We start from the raw sequence: 24,731 nt of genomic DNA, 5'->3' as shown, positions 1-24,731 counted from the left end.
GTCGTGGCGGGCTGCTTTCGTGTCGATTCTAGCGACGCCAGAAAGGCGCCGCCAGCCACGCGCCGCACGCCGAAGCGCGCGCGGCGCTTACACCCGCGCGATGTGGCCGTCGTCCTCTTCGGGATCGTCGTCGAAAAGCGCGAACTGGCCGCGCAACGCCGGATTCTCCTCTTCGAGCCGCACGCCAACGCCGAGCAGACGCACCGCCAGCTTGCGCCGCGCGAGCCCCTTTTCGAGCAGCAGGAGCAGCGTGCGCACATCGGTGGCATCGGCCACGCACTCGACCGTCGTGCGCTGAAAATCGGCGAAGCGGATCTTCACGAACAGCTTGCGCACGGCGTGCGTGCAACCCGCGCGCTCGATGCGCGCATCGAGCTGCACGGCCAGGCGCTTCAGCTCCTCGCTGCACGCTTCGAGGGTGCGCAGATCGTCCACATAGGTCGTCTCGACACTCACCGACTTGCGTTCCTGATCGGCGCGCACGGGCCGATCGTCCACGCCGCGCGCGAGTTCGTGAAGCCGCTTGCCGAACACGCCGAAGTGCCGGTGCAGATCGAACAGCGACCACGCGCGCAACTGCGCGCACGTGGTGAGCCCGAGGCTTTCGAGCTTCGCCGCCGTGACCTTGCCCACGCCATGAATCTTGCGCACGGGCAGCGCGGCGACGAAGGCATCGACCTCGTGCGGACGCACGACGAAAAGACCGTCGGGCTTGTTCCAGTCGGAGGCGACCTTGGCGATGAACTTGTTCGGCGCAACGCCCGCCGACACCGTCACCCCAACGCTCTCGCGCACGCGCGCGCGAATCTCCTCGGCAATCAGCGTGGCGCTGCCCTTGCAGCGCGAGGTGCGCGTCACATCGAGATAGGCCTCGTCGAGCGAGAGCGGTTCGACCTCGGGCGTGTAGTCGCGATAGATCGCCATGATCTGGCGCGAGGCGGTGCGGTACTTCTCCATCGCGCTGGGCAGGATCAGCAGCTCGGGACACTTGCGCATGGCAAGGGCCGAGGACATCGCCGAATGAATGCCGAAGCGCCGCGCCTCATAGTTGCAGGTGGCGATCACGCCGCGCTGGTCGGGCCGCCCGCCCACCGCGAGCGCTCGCCCGCGCAACGAGGGGTCGTCGCGCATCTCTACCGACGCGTAGAAGCAATCGCAGTCGCAATGGATGATCTTGCGAGCAGCGGCGGCGAGTGCCGCGACGGAGTGCCCTGGATCGGGCGCAGCCGGCGGCGCGAGGTCGGAAGAAGGTGCGTTCACGGTTCCGATACTGTACAAAAACACAGTATCATTTTCAAGATAACTGTCCGTGCCCTTTATCTGTACCCGTACCGCTTCGGGCCGGCCAGACCGTCTCTGGACGGACGGCCGCGCGCGCCTATACTCGTGCGGACTGACCCGTCCATGAGAGTGAGAGGCAAATCGATGAAAACGATCGGCGTGATCGGGGGTATGAGCTGGGAATCGTCGGCCGAATACTACCGGCTGCTGAACCGCCACGCGAAGGCGCGCCTGGGCGGCCATCACAACGCGCGCAGCCTGATGGTGACAGTGGACTTCGCGCGGGTCGAGGCGCTCCAGCGTGCGGGCGACTGGGATGCGCTCGGTGTGCAGATGGCCGAGGCCGCGCAACAACTCGAACGCGGCGGCGCGGATATCGTGCTGCTCGCGACGAACACCATGCATCGCGTGTGCGCCGCGATCGAGGCGACCGTTTCCATCCCCTTCCTGCACATCGCGGACCCAACCGGCCAGGCGCTGCGCGCCGCCGGCGTCACGCGCGCGGGCCTGCTCGGCACGCGCTACACGATGGAGCAGGACTTCTACGTGGGACGATTGCGCGAGGCGCATGGCATCGAAGCCGTCGTGCCGAACGAGCCCGATCGCGCGGACGTGCATCGCATCATCTACGACGAGCTGTGCCACGGCAAAGTGGAGGCCGCATCGCGCCGCGTGTATCAGCGCGTGATCGAAGACCTCGCTGCACGCGGCGCGCAGGCGGTCATTCTGGGCTGCACGGAGATCACGCTGCTGATCGGCCAAAGCGATTCGCCCTTGCCCGTGTTCGACACCACCTCGTTACATGCGCAAGCGGCCGTGGATTGGGCCATTGATCACTAGGCAGGCGCCAGGCGCCCGCCCTGCGTTGCCTTGCGCTTAGCGATGGCGTTCGTTGTAGACGGCCGCCTCGCGCAGCTCGTCCTTCGCCTGCTGAAGCAATTGCAGCGCGCGCTCAGCGTGACCGCCGAACTGATCGTGATGATCCTTGCGCGCCGCTTCGATGTGCCCGCTGCTCTGATCGATCAGTTGCTGTGCGGTTTCGAGATTCGGGTACTGGGAAGGCGGCGCGGCAAACGCACTGGCGACGCAGCACAGGGCAAGACCCGCCGACGCGGCAATGATGGAAAGGCGCTTCATGTTTTGCTCCAGAGGAATCGGGATGCAGATGCATCCGCAGAGGTTGTCAGGCAATCACGGCCGCGCCGAGATGGCGACGCATGGGCCGTGCGCTGAACTAACGTCTCTCTATTCCGGCTGTTGACCTGGCTGACAGTCTTTGACGTTGCCGCTCATTACGAGATTGCGAATGGCGGGCGTTGAGCATGAGCGCGTGCTGAAGGCACACTTACTGAGATAAAGCGAAAAAGCGCGCGGAAAACAAAAAACCCGCCATTGGCGGGTTTATGGTCAGCGCATCTTTCACAACACGTGTGCGAAATCTGCTGCTGTGACTGACGGCGACTCTTGCTGCTTCCTTCAACTCGCAGACCGGAAAGAACACGATCAGGAGTATTGGTTGCGGGGGTAGGATTTGAACCTACGACCTTCGGGTTATGAGCCCGACGAGCTGCCAGACTGCTCCACCCCGCGTCCGTCAGAGAAAAGAATTATAGGGCCTCGGCGCGACTTCGTCAAACATCTTTTTCACGCGAATGAAATATTGCCTCCTGGCGCCTTCGCATCACCAACCATCGCAATGGAATTTAATTCGGATTGCCTGGTAAATAGACCTCACTGCGCTCGTCGTGCTCACTTCGCCGAAGATTCCACCAGCGGCCGCACCTCTTCCGCCCAGGCAAGCCACATCTCCTGCGTATGAATACCCGCCTTGAGAATCGCATATTGCAACTGCTGCCCGCGCGTGAGCGATGTCGCGCCGAAGTCGCGTTGCTCGATCTCACGATAAAGCGCGAGCCGCACGTGGTTCTCGTCCATGAGCCTGCGCAATTCATCCGCGAGACCGAGCGGCCCGATCACCGCGTCGGCGCGCAACTTGAGCAGGAATACGTTGCGCGAGTCGGGACCGAGGGCTGTCTCGCGCGCCCAGCGCGCCACCTCTTCCCGCCCCACCGGCAACACGCAGTACACCTTCTTGCGTGTGGCCGCGGCTGTCTCGTCCTCCACGACCGACACCCACCCCGACTCGACCATACGGCCCAGTTCGCGATAAATCTGCTGATGCGTGGCGTGCCAGAAGTAACCGATTGCGCGATCGAAGCGGCGCGCCAGGTCGTAACCCGACGAAGGCTTTTCCAGCAAGGCGATGAGGATGGCGTGCGGCGTCGACATGCGGCGATTCTAAACCACGCCTCAGACCATACCGGCGCTGTTGCGGATCGAATTTTTCCACTATGCAACTAGTTGCATAGAGACAGGAGCTTTGCTATGTTTTGTCCTGCCGGCCGGTGCGTGAAGGCAAATCCACCCTGCACCGGCGCCACGAACAACGCGTCGGCGGCCGCATCCGGCCGCCGTCCCAGTCAAGGAGATATGGATGTCCCTGCCCGCCGTGCTGCGCCGCGGCCTGTCGATTCCGGTCGTCGGCTCGCCGCTCTTCATCATTTCGAATCCCGATCTCGTGATCGCCCAGTGCAAGGCGGGCGTCGTGGGTTCGTTCCCCGCGCTGAACGCGCGGCCCGAACCCGTGCTGGGCGAATGGCTGGACCGCATCACCACCGAACTCGCCGAGTACAACGCGAAGCACCCGGACGCCCCCGCCGCGCCGTTCGCCGTGAACCAGATCGTGCACAAGTCGAATGACCGCCTGGAGCACGACCTGGGCGTATGTGCTGAATACAAGGTGCCGATCGTCATCACGTCGCTCGGCGCGCGCGAAGAGGTCAACCATGCCATTCACGCATGGGGCGGCATCGTGCTGCACGACGTGATCAACAACAAGTTCGCGAAAAAGGCCATCGAAAAAGGCGCGGACGGCCTGATCGCCGTGGCCGCCGGCGCGGGCGGCCACGCGGGCACGCTCTCGCCGTTCGCGCTCATCCACGAGATTCGCGAGTGGTTCGACGGCCCGCTGCTGCTCTCGGGCGCGATCGGCAACGGCAACGCGATCCTCGCGGCGCAGGCGGCCGGCGCGGACCTCGCCTACATCGGCTCGGCGTTCATCGCCACGCAGGAGGCGAACGCCGTGGACGCGTACAAGCAGATGATCGTCAACAGCGATGCGGGCGATATCGTCTATTCGAATCTCTTCACGGGCGTGCACGGCAACTACCTGCGCGAGAGCATCGTGCAAAGCGGCCTCGATCCGGAGGCACTGCCGGAATCGGACCCTTCGAAGATGAATTTCGGCTCGACGCGCGTGAAGCCGTGGAAGGACATCTGGGGCTCGGGCCAGGGCATTGGCGCCGTGAAGAGCGTCGTGCCGGCGGCCGAACTGATCGCGCGCCTGAAGCGCGAGTACGAAGCGGCGCGCGTGCGCCTGGGCGTCGCCGCCGTGCGCGAAGCCGAGGAGCAAGCCGCGCTCTGATGCGCGGCGCGAGGCGGGTGCGAAGATGCCGCGCCCGCCCGAGACTATTACGGGGCGCGACGCGTCATGCGCGCGCCTTCACCCGCGCGATTTCTTCTTCGACGTCGCGCAACTGGTCCTTCCCGAAGTACATCTCGTCGCCAACGAAGAAGGTCGGCGATCCGAACGCGCCGCGCTCGAACGCCGCCTGCGTGTTCGCAAGCAGCGCGGCTTTCACGTCGCCGTCCTGTATCGCCGCCTCGAACGCCGCCGCGTCGAGGCCGTCCGCCTCGAGCGCCGCGCGCATCACAAGGGGGTCGTCCATCTTGAGTCCCTCCTCCCACATGTGCGCGAACATGCGGTCGACGTAGCGCTCGAACGTGCCGTTGCGCTGCGCCGCAACGGCGCCGCGCATGATCTGCAACGTATTCACCGGGAAGTGCGGATTGTGGCGATAGGCCGTGAGCCCATGCCGCTCGATGAAGCGCCGCATCTCCACCATCATGTACTTCTGCTTGTTCGCGATGCCCGCGAACGCCTCGCCCGGCGAGCGATTGCCACTCAGCTTGAAGAGGCCGCCCAGCAGCACGGGCACATAGTCGAAACGCACCTGCTGGCGCGCTTCGATGCCCGCGATCACCTTGTGGCTCTGGTAAGCGTTAGGACTGCCAAAGTCGAACAGGAACTGCACCTTCACGTCGCTCATCGTCTCCCCTCCATGCGGGTATGGCGGCCGCTCGCGGGCCGCATATTGCGTTCGCGGCGCGCCTCACTCGCCCGGTCCGCGCTGCCCGAGGCAGCGCTCGACCTGGCGCACCGTCTCCACCAGTTGCGCACGCACCGTGTTTTCCATGTGCTCGCGCGGGAAATCCTGCGCGGCGCCGGCCACGCTGATCGTCATCATCGGCAATCCGCGGCCGGGGTTGAACGGCATGGCGATGCCATGGACCTCGCGCACCCAGTCGCCGAGCGACTGCGTGCAGCCGGTCAGCGCGTGCTCGCTCACCGCGGTCTCGATGCCGCGCCGCATCTTCGGCCATGCCGCTTCGTCGAGCGCGCGCAGGCGCTCCATGAGTTCCGCCCGCGCCCCTGCCTCGCTGCCGGCGAGACAGGCGCGCCCCGCCGCCGACGTGCCGAGCGGAATGCGCGAGCCCGTGCCGAGACTCAGCGTCACGATCGCATCGCTGCGGCAACACTCGAGATAGAGCATCGAAAGGCCGTCGCGCGTGGCGAGCGCGACCACGCCGCCGGTCGCGTGCGCGAGCGATTGCATGAGCGGCCGCGCGACTTCGCGCACGTCGAGATTCACGAGCATGGCGCTGCCAAGGCCGATGGTCGCCGTGCCGAGCCGGTACTGGCCGGTCTCGGGCACGAGATGCAGATAGCCGAGCTTCGTGAGCGTATAGGCGAGCCGCGTGACGGTCGAACGCGGCAGCGCGCAGCGCGTCGCGATTTCGTGATTCGAGAGAAAGCTGTCGCCGCTGCGAAAGCAGGCCAGCACCTCCAGGCCGCGCGCGAGCGCCGTCACGAAGTGGCGGTCGCCGCCCTCTTGCCCGCCGCTTTGGGTGTCGTCCGCAAGTGCCGCGGCATCCAGATCCGCTTCCATAGGTTCGCTGCTGGTCACGCTCGTGTCGTCCGGTTGTTCCGATATGCGGTTCAATATACCGCCATGCGGCGCGCACATCAATCGACGTTTTCCTCGATTCGCTCACTAAACCTTTGACTTGTCGAGCACAGCCTAAGATACTCGAAACCGATATGCAGTCTTTCATTCCGCATTGCAGTCAAATAATCAGGAGACAAGCACCATGACGCAAAAGAAAGCCGTGCTGGTGATCGGCGCGGGCGACGCCACGGGCGGTGCGATTGCGCGCCGTTTCGCGCGCGAGGGCTACATTGCCTGCGTGACGCGCCGCCACGCTGACAAGCTCGCGCCGCTCGTCGCTCAGATCGAAGCCGAAGGCGGCGAGGCGTACGCGTTCGGCTCGGACGCGCGCAACGAAGAGGACATGATCGCCTTGTTCGCGGACATCGAGGCGCGCATTGCGCCGATCGAAGTGGCGATCTTCAACATCGGCGCGAATGTGCGCTTCGGCATTACCGAAACGACGGCGCGCGTCTATCACAAGGTCTGGGAAATGGCCTGCTTCGCCGGCTTCCTGATGGGCCGCGAAGCCGCAAAGGTGATGCTGCCGCGCGCGCGCGGATCGATCTTCTTCACGGGCGCGACCGCGAGCGTGCGCGGGCGGGCGGGCTTCGCGGCATTCGCGGGCGCGAAACACGCGTTGCGCGCGCTCGCGCAGTCGATGGCGCGCGAACTCGGCCCGCAAGGCGTCCACGTCGCGCAGATCATCGTCGACGGCGCGATCGACACCGAATTCATCCGCGAGAATTTTCCCGAGCGCTACAAGCTCAAGGAACGCGACGGCATCCTGAACCCGGAGCACATCGCCGACGCCTACTGGACGCTGCACCAGCAGCCGCGCGACGCCTGGACGCACGAACTCGATCTGAGGCCGTGGCTGGAGGAATGGTGAGGCCGCTGCCGCGGGCTGCGCGAAGCAGGCGATAATGGCGCGTCGCGCGCGCGTCGCACTGGCGATGCGCGCTTTACCGCCTTGCGTAGCAGCGCCCGGCGCGCCGCCACCCTATCGAGCCTCACATGAAAATCGCCACCTGGAACGTCAACTCCCTCAAGGTCCGTCTACAGCACGTCATCGACTGGCTCAACGAGAGCAAGACCGACGTGCTCTGCCTCCAGGAGCTGAAGCTCACCGACGACAAATTCCCGCGCGCCGATCTCGAAGCGCACGGCTATCGCAGCTGGTTCGCGGGCCAGAAGACCTATAACGGCGTGGGCATCCTCGTGCGCGAGGGGCTTTTCGTGGACGAAGCCACGGTCGTGCGCAATATTCCCGGCTTCGAAGATCCGCAGCAGCGCGTGATCGCCACCACGATTGGCGACGTGCGCGTGGTGAGCGCGTATTTTCCGAACGGCCAGGCGCCGGGCACCGAGAAGTTCGCGTACAAGCTGCAATGGCTCGACGCCATGCACGACTGGCTCGCGCAGGAGATGCAGCGCTACCCGAAGCTCGCGCTGCTCGGCGACTACAACATCGCCCCCGAAGACCGCGATGTACACGACCCGAAGGCCTGGGAAGGCCAGAACCTGGTCTCGCCCGAGGAACGCGCGCAGTTCCAGCGCCTGATCGCGCTCGGTTTCGTCGATTCGTTCCGCCAGTTCGAGCAGCCGGAGAAGATCTTCACGTGGTGGGACTATCGCATGTTCGCGTTTCGCCGCAACGCGGGCCTGCGCATCGACCACATTCTCCTCTCGCCCGCGCTTGCGCAACACCTCACCGCGTGTGAAGTGGACAAGGTGCCGCGCAAGTGGGAACAGCCGTCCGATCACACGCCGGTGATCGCCACGCTCGATATCGGCGGCTGAGCCCCCGCCTTACCAGTTCCCGCCGAGCGTGGTCCACAGGAAGCGATAGACGAACGCGTCGTACTGCGCGCGCTCGAGCGAATCACTGCCGGGACCATGTCCGCCTTCGGTGTTCTCCAGATACCAGACGTTCGCGTGCCCCTGCTGCTGCATGCGCGCGACCATCTTGCGCGCATGCGACGGGTGCACGCGGTCGTCGCTCGTCGAAGTCGTGAAAAGCGAGGACGGGTACACGACACCGGGCTTCACGTGGTGGTACGGCGAGTACGCGGCGAGCGCGCGCGCTTCTTCGGCGTCCTCAGGATCGCCGTATTCGTCGATCCATGACGCGCCCGCATGCAGCAGCGGGTAGCGCTGCATGTCGAGCAACGGCACTTCGCACACCACGGCGCCGAACAGTTCGGGACGCTGCACCATGCACGCGCCCACCAGCAGCCCGCCGTTGCTGCCGCCCTTGATGCCGAGCTGCGCGGCGCTCGTATAGCCGTCGGCGATCAACTGTTCGGCCACGGCGATGAAGTCGTCGAACGAGCGTTGCCGGTGTTCGCGCTGTGCCTCCACGTGCCACGCGGTGCCATACTCGCCACCGCCGCGAATGTGCGCGATCGCCACCACGCCGCCCTGCTCCAGCCAGCCGATGCCCGAGCCCACGAGATATTGCGGCGTAAGCGCGATCGCGAAGCCGCCGTAGCCTGTGAGCAGACACGGCGACGCCTTGCGCGACTCGCCTTCGAGCACGGCTTTCGGGCCGATCACCGTGAACGGCACGCTCGTGCCGTCCGCCGATTTCGCATGCGCACGGATGACCGTGAGCGGCCCGGCGTCGAACTGCGTGGGCCAACGGTCGAGCAATTCCCACTGCTGGAGATCGGCCTGCGCGAGATCGGCGAGGCAGTATTCGGGGGGCAGCAGGTAATCGTCCACGTCGACGAACACCTCGTCGTTGAGCGTGTCCTCAATGGGCGACACATCCACCTGCGCACTCGCGCGCGACGGAAACACGCGCGACTCCCAGCGCCATGCGCCATCGGCCTGCTGCGGCTGCCAGAGCATGGTGCGGCTCTGCACGTCATCGAGCCAGGAGACGATCAAGACGTTTTGCGTATTGGTCCAGTCGCAGGCGGAAGTCACCGGCGTGGGCGCGAACAGCGTCGTGAACGTGCGATCGCCTGCGAGGAAGGCGTCTTCGCGGATCGCGAGCAGCGCGCCGCCCTTGTACGCGGCGCCTGAAATCGTCCAGTCGAGGCGCGGCTCCAGCAGCAGCCAACCGTGCCACGCGCCCACCGCGACGTGCGTGGGCACGTCGTAGAGCTGCCAGTCGCCGTGCTCATCCAGACGATAGGAACAGGAATCGAAGAAGTCGACGCTGCGCACCACGTCGTGGCGCTTCTCGACCGGGTCGTAGTCGCCTTCCACGCTGATGTCGTCGAACTCGCCGCTGAACACCACGGGCGCGTCGGCAAGCGCCGTGCCGCGCGTCCAGCGGCGCACCTCGCGCGGATACCCCGAGCGTGTGAGCATCTTCTTCCCGATCTTGCCGCCGGCGTCCCAACCCAGGTACACCGTATCGCGGTCGATCCACGAAATGATGTGCTTGCCTTCTTTGGCGATGGCGAAGCCGCCATCGACGAACTCGCGCCGCGCGATGTCGAATTCGCGCACGATGACCGCGTCGGAGCCGCCATCGGAAAGCTGGATCAGCGCGCGGTCGCCGTCCGGGTAGAGGATGTCGATGCCCGCGCAAACCCACGGCATGCCCTCTTTCGCGCCGAGCGCGTCGAAGTCGATGAGCGTTTGCCACTGCGGCTTGTGCGCACGCCAGTCGGCCCAGAGCGCGCGGCGCCACAGGCCCTTGGGATTGTCCTCGTCCTCCCAGAGGTCGTAGGCCCACTCCTGCCAGCGGCTCGGGATCACCGGCCGCTCGCGCGGCAAATAGGCCTGCGCGAGGCGCTTCTCCAGCGCCTCGAAGCGCGCGCCGCCATGCCACGCGGCGCGCGTGCGCGCATTCTGCGACTCGACCCAAGCAATGACGGCGGGGTCGTCGAGCGATTCGAGGGAAAGGAAGGGATCGGCCTCGGCGGGCCAGGGGGAAGTCACGGGCATGATCGGTCGTCGACAGGAAAACAGCGTCGATTATGCCCTGTGTGCGCGTCGGCGCACTGCGCACCGGGCCGGCTCGCATTGCGCGAAGCCAGCCCGGCGCCTCATTGGCTCATGCATCCGGCCAATGCAGGCTCATTCCAGATTGAGTTCCTGGATCTTGCGCGTGATGGTGTTGCGGCCGATGCCGAGGCGCTCGGCCGCCTCCACCTTGCGCCCGCGCGTGAAGTCGAGCGCCTCGCGTATCACCGCGGCTTCGAAGCGACGCGAAAGCTCGTCCATCACGTCCGCGCTGTTTTCGCGCAGCAGGCGCGCGACTTCCGTGCGCAAGCCGCTCTCCCACACGCTCAGCGGCGAGATGGCGGCGCCGTTGGCCGCGCCGGCGCCAGGTGTCGCGAACACCACGCCGCCCAGCGCACCAGGCAAGCCCGCGCCGGGAGCCGCGCCGGCAATCGGCAATGCGGCCGCCGCACCGTTGGTCGCCGCGCCCGCCGCCGCATCGGCAACGCTCACCCCTTCGGCGAGCGCCGCAGCCGCGCCCGGCGCGCCATGAGCCGGCACGAGATCGGGCGGCAAGTCCTTGATCTCGATGGTCTGCGCGGGCGCCATCACCGTGAGCCAGTTCGCGAGATTCTCGAGCTGGCGTACGTTGCCCTGAAACGGCAGCGCCGACATATACGCGAGCGCTTCGTCCGACACGCGCTTGGGCTCCACGCCCAGTTCGCGCGCGCTCTTCTGGAGGAAGTGGCGCGTGAGCAGCGGAATGTCCTCGCTGCGCTCGCGCAACGCGGGCAAGCGCAGCCGGATCACATTGAGCCGGTGATACAAGTCCTCGCGGAACAGCCCCTGGCGCACACGCGTTTCGAGGTTCTGGTGCGTGGCGGCAATCACGCGCACGTTGGCACGCAGCGGATTGTGTCCGCCCACGCGGTAGAACTGCCCGTCCGAGAGCACGCGCAAGAGGCGCGTTTGCAGGTCGAACGGCATGTCGCCGATTTCGTCGAGGAACAGCGTGCCGTTCTCGGCCTGTTCGAAGCGGCCCTGGCGCATGGCCTGCGCGCCCGTGAACGCACCGCGCTCATGACCGAACAGTTCGGACTCCAGAAGATCCTTCGGAATGGCCGCGGTGTTCAGCGCGATGAACGGCCCGTTCGCCCGTGGGCTATGTCGGTGCAAGGCGCGCGCGACAAGCTCCTTTCCGGTGCCCGACTCGCCCGTGATGAGCACGGTGGCGGCCGAATGCGAAAGCCGTCCGATGGCGCGGAACATGTCCTGCATGGCGGGCGCCTGGCCGAGCATTTCGGGCGCTTCGGCGGGACGTTCGTCCCACTGCTGCTCGCCGCGCATGCTTTCGTCCACGGCGCGGCGAATCAGCTCGACAGCCTTGTCCACGTCGAAGGGCTTGGCGAGATACTCGAACGCGCCGCCCTGAAATGCGGCCACTGCGCTATCGAGGTCCGAGAACGCCGTCATGATGATGACGGGCAAGCCCGGCACGCGCTCGCGCACGGTCTGCAACAGCTCGAGGCCCGAGCCGCCCGGCATGCGGATGTCGGAGACGAGCACCTGCGGGCTGTCGTGATCGAGCGCGCTCGCGGCTTCGCGCACATTCGAGAAGCTGCGGGTGGCGAAGTTCTCGCGGGCCAGGGCCTTTTCAAGCACCCAGCGTATCGATTGGTCGTCGTCTACTATCCAGATCGGCTTCATAAGGTCGGTCAGAAGTCCTGGTGGCGTGCGGTATCGGTCAGTCTAAAAACAGCTTCGGTTATCGGCTCAGTTATCAAGCGGCAACAGAATCTGAAACTCGGTGTGGCCTGGCCGGCTATCCACTTCGATCAGTCCGTCGTGCTGCTGCACGAACGTCTGCGCGAGCGTGAGGCCGAGACCGCTGCCATCCTCGCGTCCGGAGACGAGCGGATAGAAGATGCGGTCACGGATCTCCTCGGGAATGCCGGGGCCGTTGTCAGTGATATGCAAGTCCAATGCCAGCTTGCACAAGCGCTTTGAAATCGTCACCTTGCGCGCAATGCGCGTGCGCAACTCAATGCGCGCGTCGCCCTGCGAAATGCGCTCGCGCAGCGCCTGCGCCGCGTTGCGCACGATATTGAGCAGTGCCTGGATCAGTTGCTCCTTGTCGCCGCGCAGGTCGGGCACGCTCACGTCGTAGTCGCGCTCGATCGTGAGGCCGCGCGGGAATTCCGCGAGGATCACGGCGCGCACGCGCTCGCACACTTCGTGAATGTTCACGTCGCCGACGATGTGTGGATGACGGTGCGGTTCCAGCAGCCGGTCGACCAGCGTTTGCAGGCGGTCCGACTCCTTGATGACCACCTGCGTGTACTCACGCAACTCGTCGCGCTCCAGCGCGCCAAGCTCGAATTCGAGCAGTTGTGCCGCGCCCCGAATGCCGCCGAGCGGATTCTTGATCTCGTGCGCGAGATTGCGGATCAGATGCTTGTTCACGGCCGTGAGGTCGTGAATGCGCTCCTCGCGGTCGCTGCGCAAGTGCCGCTCGTTCTCGAAGAGTTCGAGCAGCACATAGTCGGGCGCGCTTTCGAGAAAGCCGACGATCGCATGCACGTTGAGCGGTTCGCGGCCGGGGCGCTCCAGCGACGCGTCAAGGCGCGTCGCGTGGAAGCGATGCTCGGCGATCGACGCAATCGTGGTGAGCAGTTCGTCCGCGTTCGAGAAGAGATCGGACCACGCCATCTGCGCGAGCTGACGGCGCGAAAGATCGAGCATCGCCTCGGCCGAAGGGTTCGCGAACGCCACGCGCAGCGTGCGCTTGTCGAGCACGAGCACGACGGTCGGCAGCGCTTCGAAGCCGGGCAGCAACCCGGAGTCGACGAGCGGCGCATCGTCGGAGAGCGGCTCCGCGTGGCCCTTTCTTGCCTTGATCAGATTCTTGAGCACCATGTTTCAGGCCGGCGGCCATGCGGCGCGCCAGCAACGGTCCGGGTCGTGAAGAACGGTGGCGCCGCCTCGGCACGTCTGGCGGCCCAACGAAAAAGGGACGGCACCGCCGTCCCTTCGAGACTGATCGCAAGCGTCGTGCTGCGAGTCGAACAAACTGAACCGGCGCTTCGCTTGAATACAGCCCGGCGAAGCGCCATCGCCAGTTACAGCGAGTAGTACAGTTCGAACTCGACCGGGTGCGTGGTCATACGCACGCGTTGCAGCTCGCCTTCCTTCAGTGCGAGGTAGGCGTCGATCATGCCGTCGGTGAACACGCCACCGCGCGTCAGGAACTCGCGATCCTTGTCGAGTGCTTCCAGAGCCTGGTCGAGGCCGGCGCAAACGGTCGGGATCTTTGCATCCTCTTCCGGCGGCAGGTCGTACAGGTTCTTGTCGGCGGCTTCGCCCGGATGGATCTTGTTCTGCACACCGTCCAGACCTGCCATCATCAGTGCCGAGAAGCACAGGTACGGGTTGGCCATCGGGTCCGGGAAGCGCGTTTCGATACGGCGGCCCTTCGGGTTCGACACGTGCGGAATACGGATCGATGCCGAACGGTTGCGTGCCGAGTAAGCCAGCTTGACCGGTGCTTCGAAGTGCGGAACCAGACGCTTGTACGAGTTCGTCGACGGGTTCGTGATGGCGTTCAGCGCGCGAGCGTGCTTGATGATGCCGCCGATGTAGAACAGCGCGAATTCCGACAGACCTGCGTAGCCGTTGCCTGCGAACAGGTTCTGGCCGTCCTTCCAGATCGACTGGTGAACGTGCATGCCCGAACCGTTGTCGCCAACGATCGGCTTCGGCATGAACGTAGCCGTCTTGCCATACGTGTGCGCCACGTTATGGATGATGTACTTCATCTGCTGCGTCCAGTCCGCGCGCTGAACCAGCGTCGAGAACTTGGTGCCGATTTCGTTCTGGCCCTGGCCAGCGACTTCGTGGTGGTGCACTTCGACCGGGATGCCGATCTGTTCGAGCAGCAGGCACATTTCCGAACGGATGTCCTGGAACGTGTCGACCGGAGCGACCGGGAAGTAGCCGCCCTTGACGCCCGGACGGTGACCCGTGTTGCCACCTTCGATTTCACGTGCCGACGACCACGGTGCTTCGTCCGAACCGATCTTCACGAACGAACCCGACATGTCCGTGTTCCACTGGACCGAGTCGAAAATGAAGAATTCCGGTTCCGGACCGAAGAAGGCCGTGTCGCCCAGGCCCGTGCTCTTCAGGTACGCTTCAGCGCGCTTTGCCAGCGAGCGCGGATCGCGCTCATAGCCCTTGCCGTCAGCCGGTTCGACCACGTCGCAGGTCAGCACCAGCGTGGACTCTTCGTAGAACGGGTCGATGAAGGCCGTGTTCGCGTCCGGGACGAGCAGCATGTCCGAGGCTTCGATGCCCTTCCAGCCGGCGATCGACGAACCGTCAAACGCATGGCCCGACTCGAACTTGTCTTCGTCGAAATGCGACAACGGAACCGAGACGTGTTGCTCCTTGCCGCGCGTGTCCGTGAAGCGGAAGTCGACAAACTTGACGTCTTCGTCCTTGACGAGCTGCATGACGTCGGCCACGGATTTACTCATAACCTATTCTCCTGATTAACGATTTCGGCGAACGCTGCCGCCGTCCCAATCTTGTTGATCCTCGCCGGCCGCCTCCTTCCTGGGTCCGTCCTGCTAACCCCGGCTGGCCGGCTGCGAATCGATCGAGACGTATAAAGCAGCTTCCATGCCATGCATGCGCCAAGCTGGCGCAAAACCCTTTCGCGACACGCACTTGCAAACAAAAATCGTGCGTCGCGCCTTTATGGAGCCGCCAGTCTGGCGACTCATCGGCACCAAATTCGTGCAATCCCGAATTTGGCGCGCGAATCTTTATCCATTATGGTGCAAATCATCAAATATGCACCAATTTAATGCACCTCATCCATGACGCCGCCAGCCGCCCGGCGGGTGCGACCCGGACCGCCCTTCCCGCTGCGTCCCCGCGCGCTAGAATAACTTTTTGGTCCAACGCGAAACAGGAGATCCGTTGTCATGAGTACGCTCGAACAGTTGTACGCCCAGGCCGAGAAGCGCCGCGTCGAGAATCAACTGCCCTACGCGGGCGCGGTGTCCCCCGCCGAGGCATTCGAGCTTCTACAGCTCGACCCGCGCGCGCGGCTCGTCGACGTACGCACGCGAGCGGAACTCGACTGGGTTGGCCGCCCCGTGATCGGCGACGGTCAGTATGCCCACGTCGAGTGGACCCGCTACCCCGGCGGCGTGCCCAACGCCGAATTTCTCACCCAGCTCAAGAGCGCCGTGGAAGCCGACGCGCCCGTGTTGTTCCTGTGCCGCAGCGCCGCGCGCTCCAAGCTCGCCGCCATCGAAGCCGCGAAGGCCGGCTTCACGAAAGCCTATGACCTGCTCGAAGGCTTCGAGGGCGACAAGGACGGTCAGGGCCACCGCAAGACTGTCACCGGCTGGTGCTTCCGCGGCCTGCCGTGGATCGGCGCGTAACGCTCACCCATCCTGCCGACGGCATGGCGCAGGCGGCCGGCGCCAGCCCGACGGGCCACTCTGAGCGCCGCATGTGACACGCCGATGATGCGCCGTGCGCTGAATCAGAAACCGGCGCGCGGACCGCTGCGGCGCTCGCGATCGGGCGTTCCTTCGCCCACCGCAGCCGGCTCCACCACGTCGCCGCCCAGTTCGTGCACGCCTTCGCGCAGCTTCACGAAGGCGGCCGCCACGGCCTCGGGCTCGCCCTTCACGCCCAGATCGATATGGCGGCGCGCATAAATGCCGCCGCGCTCCGTGTCGCCCACGCTCGGCAGGCTGAACACGCGCACGCCCGGGAAGTCGCGCTCAATGCGCTCCATGAGCGGCGTGAGCGTCGACTCCGGCAGCTCGAACACGAGCAGCGACTTTTCGGCGTGCGGCGTCTGGTGATGCAGATGCGCGTACTTCGTGTCGAGCACCCACTCGATCATCGGCCAGGCCATCACCGGAAAACCGGGCACGAAATTGTGGTCGCGAATCGAAAAACCCGGAATCTTGTTGTAGCCATTCGGGATGATCTCGCAACCCTGCGGGAAGGTGCCCATCTGGAACCGGTGCTGATTCTCGGGCGACTGATAGTTCACGGGTTCCGCACCCGTGTGCATGTCGCGAATGCGCTCGCGGATCGCCGCCTCGGCGTCGGGATGCAGCGCGAGCGGCACGCCCAGCGCCGCGGCCGCGCACTGGCGCGTGTGGTCGTCCGGCGTCGCGCCGATGCCGCCCGTGGAAAAGACGATATCGCCCGACGCGAACGAGCGGCGCAGCGTTTCGGTGATGCGTGCGGGGTCGTCGCCCACGTACTGGGCCCACTCGAGCGACAGACCGCGCGCGCCGAGCAATTCGATGACCTTCGGCAGATGCTTGTCGGTGCGGCGTCCCGAGAGGATCTCGTCGCCGATGATGATGACGCCAAACGCCATGTGTCGCCTCGCTGTTTGATCTTGGTAGTGGAAACGTTAGTGCACGATGGTCACGTCGCTCGACGCCTGCTGCACCTCCTGCGCGCGCATGCGCTGGAGCGCGCGCAGGCAGTAGTGGCCGAACCAGAGCGCCGTGAACACCAGAATGAATGCGTAGATCCAGATCGTCACCGCCGCCAGCACCGGGAAGAACAGGAGCAGCCACGCGGAAACGGCCCAGATCGCCGTGGGCAGCGAGCCGAGCAGCCCGCTCACCACGCCAATGACCAGGAGCGGCAGACGGTGGCTGCGCACCAGCGCGCGCCGCTCCTCCACGCTGGCGTGCAGCGCGAGCGCGTCGTAGGTCATCACGCGGTAGGTCAGCCAGCCCCACAGCAGCGGCGGGATGAGCGCGAAGAACGGCGGAATGAGCCACAGCGGCAACGTCACGATCATCACGATCAGGCAGACAACGGTCGTGACGAGCGAATAGAACAGGCTGCCGTACCAGCTCCCGCCGCGCCGCGTGTCGAGCATCGCGTACTGGCGTTTCGACAGATGGCGGATCACGCGCGGCATCGAAATCGCGACGATCAGGAGGAGCACCGTGATGACGATGAGCGGAATCGTCAGGATGATGACGAGAAATGGCGCAATCGTCGCCCGCAGCCAGCCAAAGCCGAGCGCATCGAACAGGTGGTACAGGTAGGCCGTCGATGACCAGTTCGCGAGCGCGCCGCGCATGAGGTCGAGCAGCGGCTGCCAGAACACGTAGAGCACGGCGCCCCACGCCGCCGCCGCCAGGAGAAACGGCACGAACGTGAGAAGCAGCATGGCGGGATGGAACACGCTCGAGAGCGCGCGGCCAAACGAGCGCAACAGGTCATTCATGCGAGCGGAATGCGGCGAAAGGACGGGTGGAGAACACGGTGTCGGCGAAAAATCGGTGCGACCAAGCCGACAGCATAAACCACCGCGCGCGAGGCGGGTAAGACGGGACAGCGGGCGAATGAAAGTGAATCGCGCGGGTGAAAGGTGCAGGAAAGCGGGCCGGTTCGCGGGCGCGATTCAACGGCCCGATTCAACACCCCGATGCCGCGGCCCGGCACCTGCGCTCAGGAAACGGTGGCGTCGTCCCGCGCCTCGCGCCGCGCGGCGCTTGCGGCCCGTGGGGCGCGCGAGCGCAAGCGCCGCCCGATGCGGGCGAACGCGTAGCCCTGCTGCGCCCAGAAGCCTTCACCGTAGCGCACGCCTTCGAGCTGGTCGCGAATGCCGGTGGGCTCGATCTCGCGATTGAACGACGCGCTGCCGAACATCATGTCCCACCAGGGGAACAGCACGCCGAAGTTGCAGCCATACGTGGTGCCTTCGTGGCCGTAGCCGATGGCGTGATGGCGGCGGTGAAAACGCGGGCTCACGAGAAGCCGCTCGCCGAGCCAGCCGAAATGCACGCGGATATTGGCGTGCTGCACGCTCTGCATGAAATTCGTGAGCGCGACGAGCACGACGAACTGCGCGGGCGGCACGCCGATGACGAGCGCGACGACGGCGAACATGCACGACTGGCCCAGCACGTCGAGCAGATGGTTGCGGTCATCGCACCAGAGCGACATCTTGCGCTGGCTGTGATGCACCGCGTGCAACTCCCACCACACGCCGTAGCGGTGCGAAAGCCGGTGGTACCAGTAGCTGCAAAAATCGAGCACCACGAGATAGATCGCGAAGGCCACGAGCGGCTCGGTGGTCACGCCGGGCCAGAGATTGTCGAGGTCCACGGTCTTCACGCCCATCAGGCGCAGCGTGCTTTGCGCGTGATCGAAGAACGGCTGCATCGTGAAGAAGAACAGCAGGTTCAGGATGCCGAGGCGCGTGACCCACGTATAGAGCGCATCGACGCCCACGCCCTTGCGGTCGCGCCACTTTTCCGCGGGCGCGAGCGCTTCGAGCGGACGCAGCAGCGCGTACATCAGCCCCACTTCGAGCACGCCGATGATCACCCAGTACAGCGCGTCGTAGGTGTCCTCGTCCACGTCCATCATGCCGGCGTGAAAGAGCAAGGGCTGGATTGCGTTCACGTAGAGGAGCGTCTGTAGCCACGACACCAGGTCGTCCGCGCACGAGACCACCGAGTGTCCCGCGTGCGCGAAGAAGGCCAGCACAGACGCCACCATATCCACGCTCTCGCCCTCCCGCGTTACGCCCCGTTCGGCGCCGTGACGGGCGCGCGGTCGTAGAAGTAGATGCCGTGCGGCGAGCGGCCCACGGCGATCGTCTTGATAAGCTTCTTCGTCTGCATGTCGATGAGGCCGATATGCTTCGCGAAGCGGAACGTGACCCACAGGTAGCGCTTGTCGGCCGAGAGTTCCATGTCATCGGGTCCGGGCATCAGACCGTTGATTTCGCCGGTTTTCTCGAGCGTCTCTTCGTCGATGATGCTGATGACGTTCGCCACCCGGCTCGACACCAGCACGTGGCGGCCGTCGACGAGCGAGCGGAAGTTGTGCGCGGCCTTGCCGACCTGGATCGTCTTGACGATCTTCTGGTTGCGCCAGTCCACCACGGCCACGTAATCGGCGCCCGTCATGCCCACGAGCAGGTACTTGTCGCCGGGCGTGAGCCACAGGCCGGCCGGCGCCGGACCGACCTTCATTTTCCAGAGCACCTTTTGCGTGGGCAGATCGACCGCCGCGATTTCGCCCGACACCTGCAAGGAAACGAACACGGTGCGGCTGTCGTTGGTGAACGCAAGGTGGCTCGGCATGGCCGAAAGCGGCAGGCGTTTGGCCAGCGTGACGTTGCTGCCGCCGCCGTACTGGTAGATGTCGAGGCGGTCGAGGCGCAGGCCGGTCGTCACGAACCACTTGCGGTCGGGCGAGAAGCCGAGCTGGTACGGGTCTTCGACGTTCTCGACCCAGCGCTGCGGCTTGCCGGTTTTCGGATCGACGAACAGCAGGTTGTTCGACACCGAGTTCGCGACGATCAGCGAGCTGTTGTCCGGCGTGGGAAAGAGGTGATGCGGCTCCTTGCCCGTGGGCACGGTGCCGACGACCTGGTGCGTCTTGTCGTCGATGAGGCTCAGCGTGGCTTCGCCCGAATTGAGGACGATGATGTTGTTCGCGTGCGCGGCCGTGGAGGCGAGCGCGGCGAAGGCGAGCGCGACGCCAGCGGCTTGGCTGGCAACGCGACGAAGCGTGTTCTTGTTAGGCATGAAGAATCGTTCCCGGGCAGATTCGTGATTGTAGAACGTCTACCTGCACGCAAGGTTGACGTAGGGCCCTTGAAATATCAAAGGGGCGCAATTAAGCGCCCCTTTTCGAACAAGTGTTATGGCCCGCAATGCGTCAGACGCGGCGCCGGGTGCGGCTTATCGCTGCATCGATTCCCAAACCTTGTAGAGACGCTTGACCGAAACCGGCATCGGCGTGCGCAACTCCTGGGCAAAGAGCGAGATGCGCAGTTCTTCGAGCAGCCAGCGGAACTCGGAGAGCCGCGGATCGAATACCCCGCCGCGTTGCGAGAGCGCGCGCTGATACTGCTGCGCGAGCGGCTGGAATTCGGCGGCCTGGCGCGCGTCGCGCGCGGGGTCGGCGCGCAACTTGTCGATGCGCAGCGCCACGCCTTTCAGGTAGCGCGGGAAATGCACGAGCTGCGCATAGGGCGTCTCCAGAATGAAGCGTTTGCTGATGAGCGCGTCGACCTGCGCCTGCATGTCCGCCGCCGGCGCGCCGAAGGCCTTGGCCTGCACGAGCTTCTTCGCGAGCGAGGCATATTCGGCGAGGATCTGCCCCACGAGGCGCGCGATTTCCTGCGCGAGCAGCGAAAGGCGCCCGCGCCCTTCGTCCTTGCGTGCGTGGAAGCTCGCGTCGTCGTCGGGCAGCGGGTCCTGGAGGCACGCGCGGTCGAGCGCGAGTTCGATCAACTGGTCGCGCAGTTCCTCCTGAGTCGCGCGCGCCATGAACTGCATCGCCATCTCGCGCAGACCCGGCAGATTCTTCTCCATGTAGCGGATCGGCTCGCGCAGTTGCAGCGCGAACAGCCGCCGCAGCCCCGCGCGATGAATGCGCGCCGCCTCTTCCAGCGAATCGAACACTTCGACGTCGCAGTGCGTGCCGCGATCGACGAGCGCCGGATAGCCGAACAGCGTCTGTCCGCCGCGGCGGATTTCCAGCAGCTCGGGCAGCTTGCCGAAATTCCACGTCGTGAGGTTCTCATAGAGCGCGGTGGCGGGCGTCGCGCCCTCGCCCGGCGCGGCCGTGTGCGGCACGCTGGCCTTTTGCGTCTGCGGCGCGTTGCCGCCGCCTTCGCGCACGGGCTCCGTCGCCGCGGGCGCGCCGCCCTGCGCATGCGTTTCCAGCGCGGCCAGCGCCGTGGCGCTCGCGAGCTTCTGGAATTGCTGCTGCGCCTGGGCGCCGAGTTCGGCGCGCAGTTGCGCGAGGTTGCGCCCCATCGCGAGCTGGCGACCGTGCTCGTCGATCACCTTGAAGTTCATGAAGAGATGCGCGGGCAGCGTCTCCAGCTTGAAGTCAGCCAGCTTCAGGGCGATCTGCTTCTGCTCGCGCACATCGGCGATCAACGCTTCGAGCAACCCGCCCGCGCCGAAGCGTTCGCCGCCAACGCGTTCCGCGAAACCCGCCGCGTACTCGGGCAGCGGCACGCAGTGACGGCGCAGCTTCTGCGGCAGCGATTTGAGCAGCAGTTGCGCCTTCTCCTTGAGCATGCCCGGCACGAGCCATTCGCAGCGGCGCGCATCGACCTGATTGAGCGCGTAGAGCGGCACCGCGAGCGTCACGCCGTCGCGCGGCGAGCCCGGCTCGAAGTGATACGTGAGCGCCATCGCCACGCCCGCCATCGTCATGCGTTTCGGGAACAGGTCGGTCGTTACGCCCGCCGCTTCGTGGCGCATCAGGTCGTCGCGCGAAAGGTACAACAGGCGCTGCTTGTCTTCGGGCTGGCCGCCCTTCCTCACTTCGTCGCGATACCAGCGCTCGAACGACGCGCCGGAATAGATGCCCTCGGGAATCGCCTGATCGTAGAAACCGTAGATCAACTCGTCGTCGACGAGCACGTCCTGACGCCGCGACTTGTGTTCCAGTTGCTCGATATCGGCGAGCAGTTTGCGGTTATGCGCGAAGAACGGGAGCTTCGTGTCGAATTCGCCTTCCACGAGCGCGCCGCGGATAAAAAGTTCGCGCGCGCGCGCCGGGTCCTGCTTGCCGAACGCCACGCGCCGGCGCTGGTACACCGGCAGGCCGTAAAGCACGCCGCGCTCGAACGCGCTCACCTGCGCGGCGCGCTTTTCCCAATGCGGCTCCGAGAGCGACGTCTTCAGCAGATGCGCGCCCACCTTCTCCAGCCACTCGGGCTCGATCTTCGCGATACAGCGTGCGTAGAGGCGGCTCGTTTCGACGAGTTCCGCCGCCACGACCCAGCGCCCCGCTTTCTTCACGAGCGCGGAGCCGGGCCACAGGTGGAACTTGATGCTGCGCGCACCGAGGTAATACGGTTCGTCGTCGGCCTTGAGGCCGATGTTGCCGAGCAGGCCTGTGAGCAGCGCGTGATGGATCTGCTCGTAAGTCGCGTCGGCTTCGTTGATGCGCCAGCCATGCTCGCGCACCACCGTCAACAATTGTGAATGCACGTCGCGCCATTCGCGCAGGCGCAGATGCGAAAGGAAATTCGCGCGGCACGCATCGAGCAGTTGCCGGTTCGACTTCTTGTGCGCGACGGCCTCTTCGAACCAGGCCCAGATCTTGAGCCATTGCAGGAACTCGGAGCGCTCGTCGGCAAAACGGCGATGCGCCTGGTCCGCCTGCTCCTGCGCCTCGATGGGCCGGTCGCGCGGATCCTGCACCGACAGCGCGCTCGCGATGATGAGCACTTCGCGCAGCGCCTGCTCGTCGCGTGCGCCGAGAATCATGCGGCCCACGCGCGGATCGAGCGGCAGGCGCGCGAGTTCGCGGCCGAGCGGCGTGAGCGCGTTGTCGTCGTCCACGGCACCCAGTTCGTTGAGCAGTTGATAGCCGTCGGCAATGGCGCGGCCCGGCGGCGGCTCGATGAACGGGAACGTCTCGATCGCCGTGAGATGCAGCGACTTCATCCGCAGAATCACGGCCGCGAGCGACGAGCGCAGGATTTCCGGATCGGAAAAGCGCGGGCGCGCGATGAAATCGGACTCCTCGTAAAGCCGGATGCAGATGCCGTCCGCCACACGCCCGCAACGGCCCGCGCGCTGGTTCGCGGGAGCCTGCGCGATCGACTCGATCTGAAGCTGCTCGACCTTGTTGCGGTACGAATAGCGCTTCACGCGCGCGAGCCCCGTGTCGACCACGTAGCGGATGCCCGGCACCGTGAGCGAAGTTTCCGCCACGTTGGTGGCGAGCACGATGCGCCGCGCGTTCGACGGCTTGAACACGCGCTCCTGCTCCTGCGCGGAAAGCCGCGCGAACAGCGGCAGGATTTCCGTGTGCGGCGGATGGTGCTTGCGCAGCGCTTCGGCGGCGTCGCGAATCTCGCGCTCGCCGGGCAGGAACACGAGCACGTCGCCCGAGCCTTCGCGGCAGAGTTCGTCCACGGCGTCGACGATCGCGTCCATCAGGTCGCGGTCGGTGTCGCGTTGCGACTTCGCGCCCTTTTCGCGGCCCGTTGTGCCCTGCGCGTTCTTCACCGCCGGGCTGTCCTCCTGCACCGGCCGGTAGCGCACCTCGACGGGATACAGACGCCCGCTCACCTCGATCACGGGCGCGGGCTTGTCCTCGCTGCCGAAGTGGCGCGCGAAGCGGTCGGCGTCGATGGTCGCCGAGGTCACGATCAGCTTGAGGTCGGGCCGGCGCGGCAGGATCTCTTTCAGATAGCCGAGCAGGAAGTCAATGTTCAGGCTGCGCTCGTGCGCCTCGTCGATGATGATCGTGTCGTAGGCCTTGAGCAGCGGATCGGTTTGCGTCTCCGCGAGCAAAATGCCGTCGGTCATGAGCTTGATCGAGGCGCCCGGCGAGAGATTGTCGGTGAAGCGCACCTTGTAGCCGACCACTTCGCCGAACGGCGTATTCAGTTCGTCGGCAATGCGGCGCGCCGTGGCCGACGCCGCGATCCGGCGTGGCTGTGTGTGTCCGATCAGGCCCGTGCCGCCCGCGCCCAGGCCACGCCCCAACGCGAGCGCGATTTTCGGCAACTGCGTGGTCTTGCCCGAGCCGGTTTCGCCGCTCACGATCACGACCTGGTTTTCGGCGATGGCGCGTGCGATTTCCTCGCGTCGGCCGGAGACCGGCAGCGCTTCGGGGAAGGTGATGGGCGGAACCTTGTTCGGCTCGATCACGCGACGCGGCGCGCGCGGCGGCCGTTCCGCGCGCGGCGCGCGTTCGTTCGATTCGCCGGCTTCGCTGCGTTCGCCGCCTGGGCGCGCGCTGCGCTGCGCGGACTGATCGTGTTCGCGCACCGCTTCGGGGCGCGGCGCGCGTGGTGGCTTTTGTTGCGGCGGTTTCTGCTGCGCCGGTTTTGGCTGCGGCGAGGGTTGGCGAGGGTTGCCCGTTTGCGGCTGGCGCGCGCCGCTCGACGCATCGCGTGGCGCACGTTGCGCTTGTCCTCGCGACTCGCCCTGCGACGCGCGGCTCGCCTCGCCGCGCGTCGGCTGGGCCGTCGGCCTGGCAGCGCCTCGCGGTTCGCGGGGTGGTTCCGGCTTGCGTGTTTCGACCCGCGATTGCGCCGGCGCTTCGTGCCGAACTTCGTGCCGAACTTCGGGACGACTTTCAGGACGCGCATCGGGACGACTTTCGCCAGCACGCTGATCCGCTTGCGCGTCCTTCGGCTTCACGGGCTGGGCCGGCTGCTCCGCGCGCTTATCCTGCACGCGCGCCCCACCCAGCGCGCCGCCCATGAGCGCGGCGAGCTTGTCCGACGACGCGAGCGTTTGCCCGTCGCCATACTTCTGCGACGCGCTTTTCTGCTTCGCGCCGTCCTGCGCCGTTTCCTTCCCGGCCGGGGTGTTGCTGCCCTGCGCCGAGGCAGGTCTTTTGGGTACATTCGACATGGGGGCGCATTATAATCCCGGG

19 protein-coding genes and 1 tRNA gene are annotated in these 24,731 nt (G+C 65.6%); 5 read left to right on the top strand and 15 right to left on the bottom strand.

Annotation, left to right across the window (positions count from 1 at the left end; genetic code table 11):
• Window positions 1–87: 87 nt before the first annotated feature.
• Entirely contained in the window at window positions 88–1,284 is a 1,197-nt protein-coding gene (gene dinB / locus C7401_RS35960; protein ID WP_112176803.1) for a DNA polymerase IV, read from the bottom strand.
• Window positions 1,285–1,425: 141 nt separating this feature from the next.
• Between dinB and C7401_RS35955 the strand changes: the two genes are divergently transcribed.
• Entirely contained in the window at window positions 1,426–2,121 is a 696-nt protein-coding gene (locus C7401_RS35955; RefSeq protein ID WP_112176802.1) for an aspartate/glutamate racemase family protein, read from the top strand.
• Window positions 2,122–2,157: 36 nt separating this feature from the next.
• Here C7401_RS35955 and C7401_RS35950 read toward each other — a convergent pair whose 3' ends face one another.
• The 3 genes from C7401_RS35950 to C7401_RS35940 all read right to left on the bottom strand — a co-directional run bounded on the left by C7401_RS35950 (window position 2,158) and on the right by C7401_RS35940 (window position 3,570).
• Entirely contained in the window at window positions 2,158–2,418 is a 261-nt protein-coding gene (locus C7401_RS35950) for a hypothetical protein (protein WP_112176801.1), read from the bottom strand.
• 376 nt (window positions 2,419–2,794) lie between these two features.
• Window positions 2,795–2,871 (bottom strand) — tRNA-Met (locus C7401_RS35945).
• Window positions 2,872–3,030: 159 nt separating this feature from the next.
• On the bottom strand, window positions 3,031–3,570 hold the full coding sequence (locus C7401_RS35940) for a PadR family transcriptional regulator (RefSeq protein ID WP_112176800.1): 540 nt from the start codon (window positions 3,568–3,570) through the stop codon (window positions 3,031–3,033).
• Window positions 3,571–3,775: 205 nt separating this feature from the next.
• Between C7401_RS35940 and C7401_RS35935 the strand changes: the two genes are divergently transcribed.
• Window positions 3,776–4,765 (top strand): NAD(P)H-dependent flavin oxidoreductase, encoded by a 990-nt coding sequence (locus tag C7401_RS35935; RefSeq protein ID WP_112176799.1) that lies wholly within the window; start codon window positions 3,776–3,778, stop codon window positions 4,763–4,765.
• Window positions 4,766–4,829: 64 nt separating this feature from the next.
• Here C7401_RS35935 and C7401_RS35930 read toward each other — a convergent pair whose 3' ends face one another.
• The gene (locus C7401_RS35930) at window positions 4,830–5,450 is read right to left on the bottom strand and encodes a 2-hydroxychromene-2-carboxylate isomerase (RefSeq protein ID WP_112176798.1); all 621 of its coding nucleotides are present in this window, start codon (window positions 5,448–5,450) and stop codon (window positions 4,830–4,832) included.
• A 63-nt stretch (window positions 5,451–5,513) separates the two neighbouring features.
• A complete protein-coding gene (locus C7401_RS35925) occupies window positions 5,514–6,368 on the bottom strand; it encodes an IclR family transcriptional regulator (RefSeq protein ID WP_258397360.1) in 855 nt (284 codons plus the stop codon).
• A 184-nt stretch (window positions 6,369–6,552) separates the two neighbouring features.
• Here C7401_RS35925 and C7401_RS35920 point away from each other — a divergent pair, with 184 nt between their 5' ends.
• Window positions 6,553–7,281, top strand: coding sequence for an SDR family oxidoreductase (locus C7401_RS35920; protein ID WP_112176796.1), 729 nt, complete (start codon window positions 6,553–6,555; stop codon window positions 7,279–7,281).
• Window positions 7,282–7,406: 125 nt separating this feature from the next.
• The gene (gene xth, locus C7401_RS35915; RefSeq protein WP_112176795.1) at window positions 7,407–8,192 is read left to right on the top strand and encodes an exodeoxyribonuclease III; all 786 of its coding nucleotides are present in this window, start codon (window positions 7,407–7,409) and stop codon (window positions 8,190–8,192) included.
• Between the two features lie 9 nt (window positions 8,193–8,201).
• Here xth and C7401_RS35910 read toward each other — a convergent pair whose 3' ends face one another.
• The 4 genes from C7401_RS35910 to glnA all read right to left on the bottom strand — a co-directional run bounded on the left by C7401_RS35910 (window position 8,202) and on the right by glnA (window position 14,827).
• A complete protein-coding gene (locus tag C7401_RS35910; protein WP_112176794.1) occupies window positions 8,202–10,295 on the bottom strand; it encodes a prolyl oligopeptidase family serine peptidase in 2,094 nt (697 codons plus the stop codon).
• A 132-nt stretch (window positions 10,296–10,427) separates the two neighbouring features.
• The gene (ntrC, locus tag C7401_RS35905) at window positions 10,428–11,999 is read right to left on the bottom strand and encodes a nitrogen regulation protein NR(I) (protein WP_112176793.1); all 1,572 of its coding nucleotides are present in this window, start codon (window positions 11,997–11,999) and stop codon (window positions 10,428–10,430) included.
• A gap of 66 nt (window positions 12,000–12,065) precedes the next feature.
• Window positions 12,066–13,208 carry a nitrogen regulation protein NR(II) gene (gene glnL, locus C7401_RS35900; RefSeq protein WP_112176792.1) on the bottom strand — a complete coding sequence of 381 codons (1,143 nt, stop codon included), beginning with the start codon at window positions 13,206–13,208 and terminating at the stop codon, window positions 12,066–12,068.
• A 203-nt stretch (window positions 13,209–13,411) separates the two neighbouring features.
• On the bottom strand, window positions 13,412–14,827 hold the full coding sequence (gene glnA / locus C7401_RS35895) for a type I glutamate--ammonia ligase (protein WP_112176791.1): 1,416 nt from the start codon (window positions 14,825–14,827) through the stop codon (window positions 13,412–13,414).
• A gap of 453 nt (window positions 14,828–15,280) precedes the next feature.
• Between glnA and C7401_RS35890 the strand changes: the two genes are divergently transcribed.
• Window positions 15,281–15,745 (top strand): rhodanese-like domain-containing protein, encoded by a 465-nt coding sequence (locus C7401_RS35890; protein ID WP_112176790.1) that lies wholly within the window; start codon window positions 15,281–15,283, stop codon window positions 15,743–15,745.
• A 104-nt stretch (window positions 15,746–15,849) separates the two neighbouring features.
• Here C7401_RS35890 and C7401_RS35885 read toward each other — a convergent pair whose 3' ends face one another.
• From C7401_RS35885 to hrpA, 5 genes are all read right to left on the bottom strand, one after another.
• Window positions 15,850–16,707 (bottom strand): competence/damage-inducible protein A, encoded by an 858-nt coding sequence (locus C7401_RS35885; RefSeq protein WP_112176789.1) that lies wholly within the window; start codon window positions 16,705–16,707, stop codon window positions 15,850–15,852.
• 36 nt (window positions 16,708–16,743) lie between these two features.
• The gene (locus C7401_RS35880) at window positions 16,744–17,577 is read right to left on the bottom strand and encodes an EI24 domain-containing protein (RefSeq protein WP_112176788.1); all 834 of its coding nucleotides are present in this window, start codon (window positions 17,575–17,577) and stop codon (window positions 16,744–16,746) included.
• Window positions 17,578–17,801: 224 nt separating this feature from the next.
• Window positions 17,802–18,857 carry a sterol desaturase family protein gene (locus C7401_RS35875; RefSeq protein ID WP_112176787.1) on the bottom strand — a complete coding sequence of 352 codons (1,056 nt, stop codon included), beginning with the start codon at window positions 18,855–18,857 and terminating at the stop codon, window positions 17,802–17,804.
• A 23-nt stretch (window positions 18,858–18,880) separates the two neighbouring features.
• Window positions 18,881–19,894: a YVTN family beta-propeller repeat protein gene (locus tag C7401_RS35870; RefSeq protein WP_112176786.1), complete on the bottom strand. Its 1,014-nt coding sequence runs from the start codon at window positions 19,892–19,894 to the stop codon at window positions 18,881–18,883.
• Window positions 19,895–20,050: 156 nt separating this feature from the next.
• Complete coding sequence (gene hrpA, locus C7401_RS35865) at window positions 20,051–24,709, bottom strand: ATP-dependent RNA helicase HrpA (protein ID WP_258397359.1); 4,659 nt, start codon at window positions 24,707–24,709, stop codon at window positions 20,051–20,053.
• Between the last annotated feature and the right edge of the window lie 22 nt (window positions 24,710–24,731).

The organism is Paraburkholderia unamae, from assembly GCF_003268775.1.
Lineage (GTDB): Bacteria > Pseudomonadota > Gammaproteobacteria > Burkholderiales > Burkholderiaceae > Paraburkholderia > Paraburkholderia unamae.
Note: the sequence above shows the minus strand (reverse complement) of the source record. Positions and strands in the feature narration are given on the sequence as shown.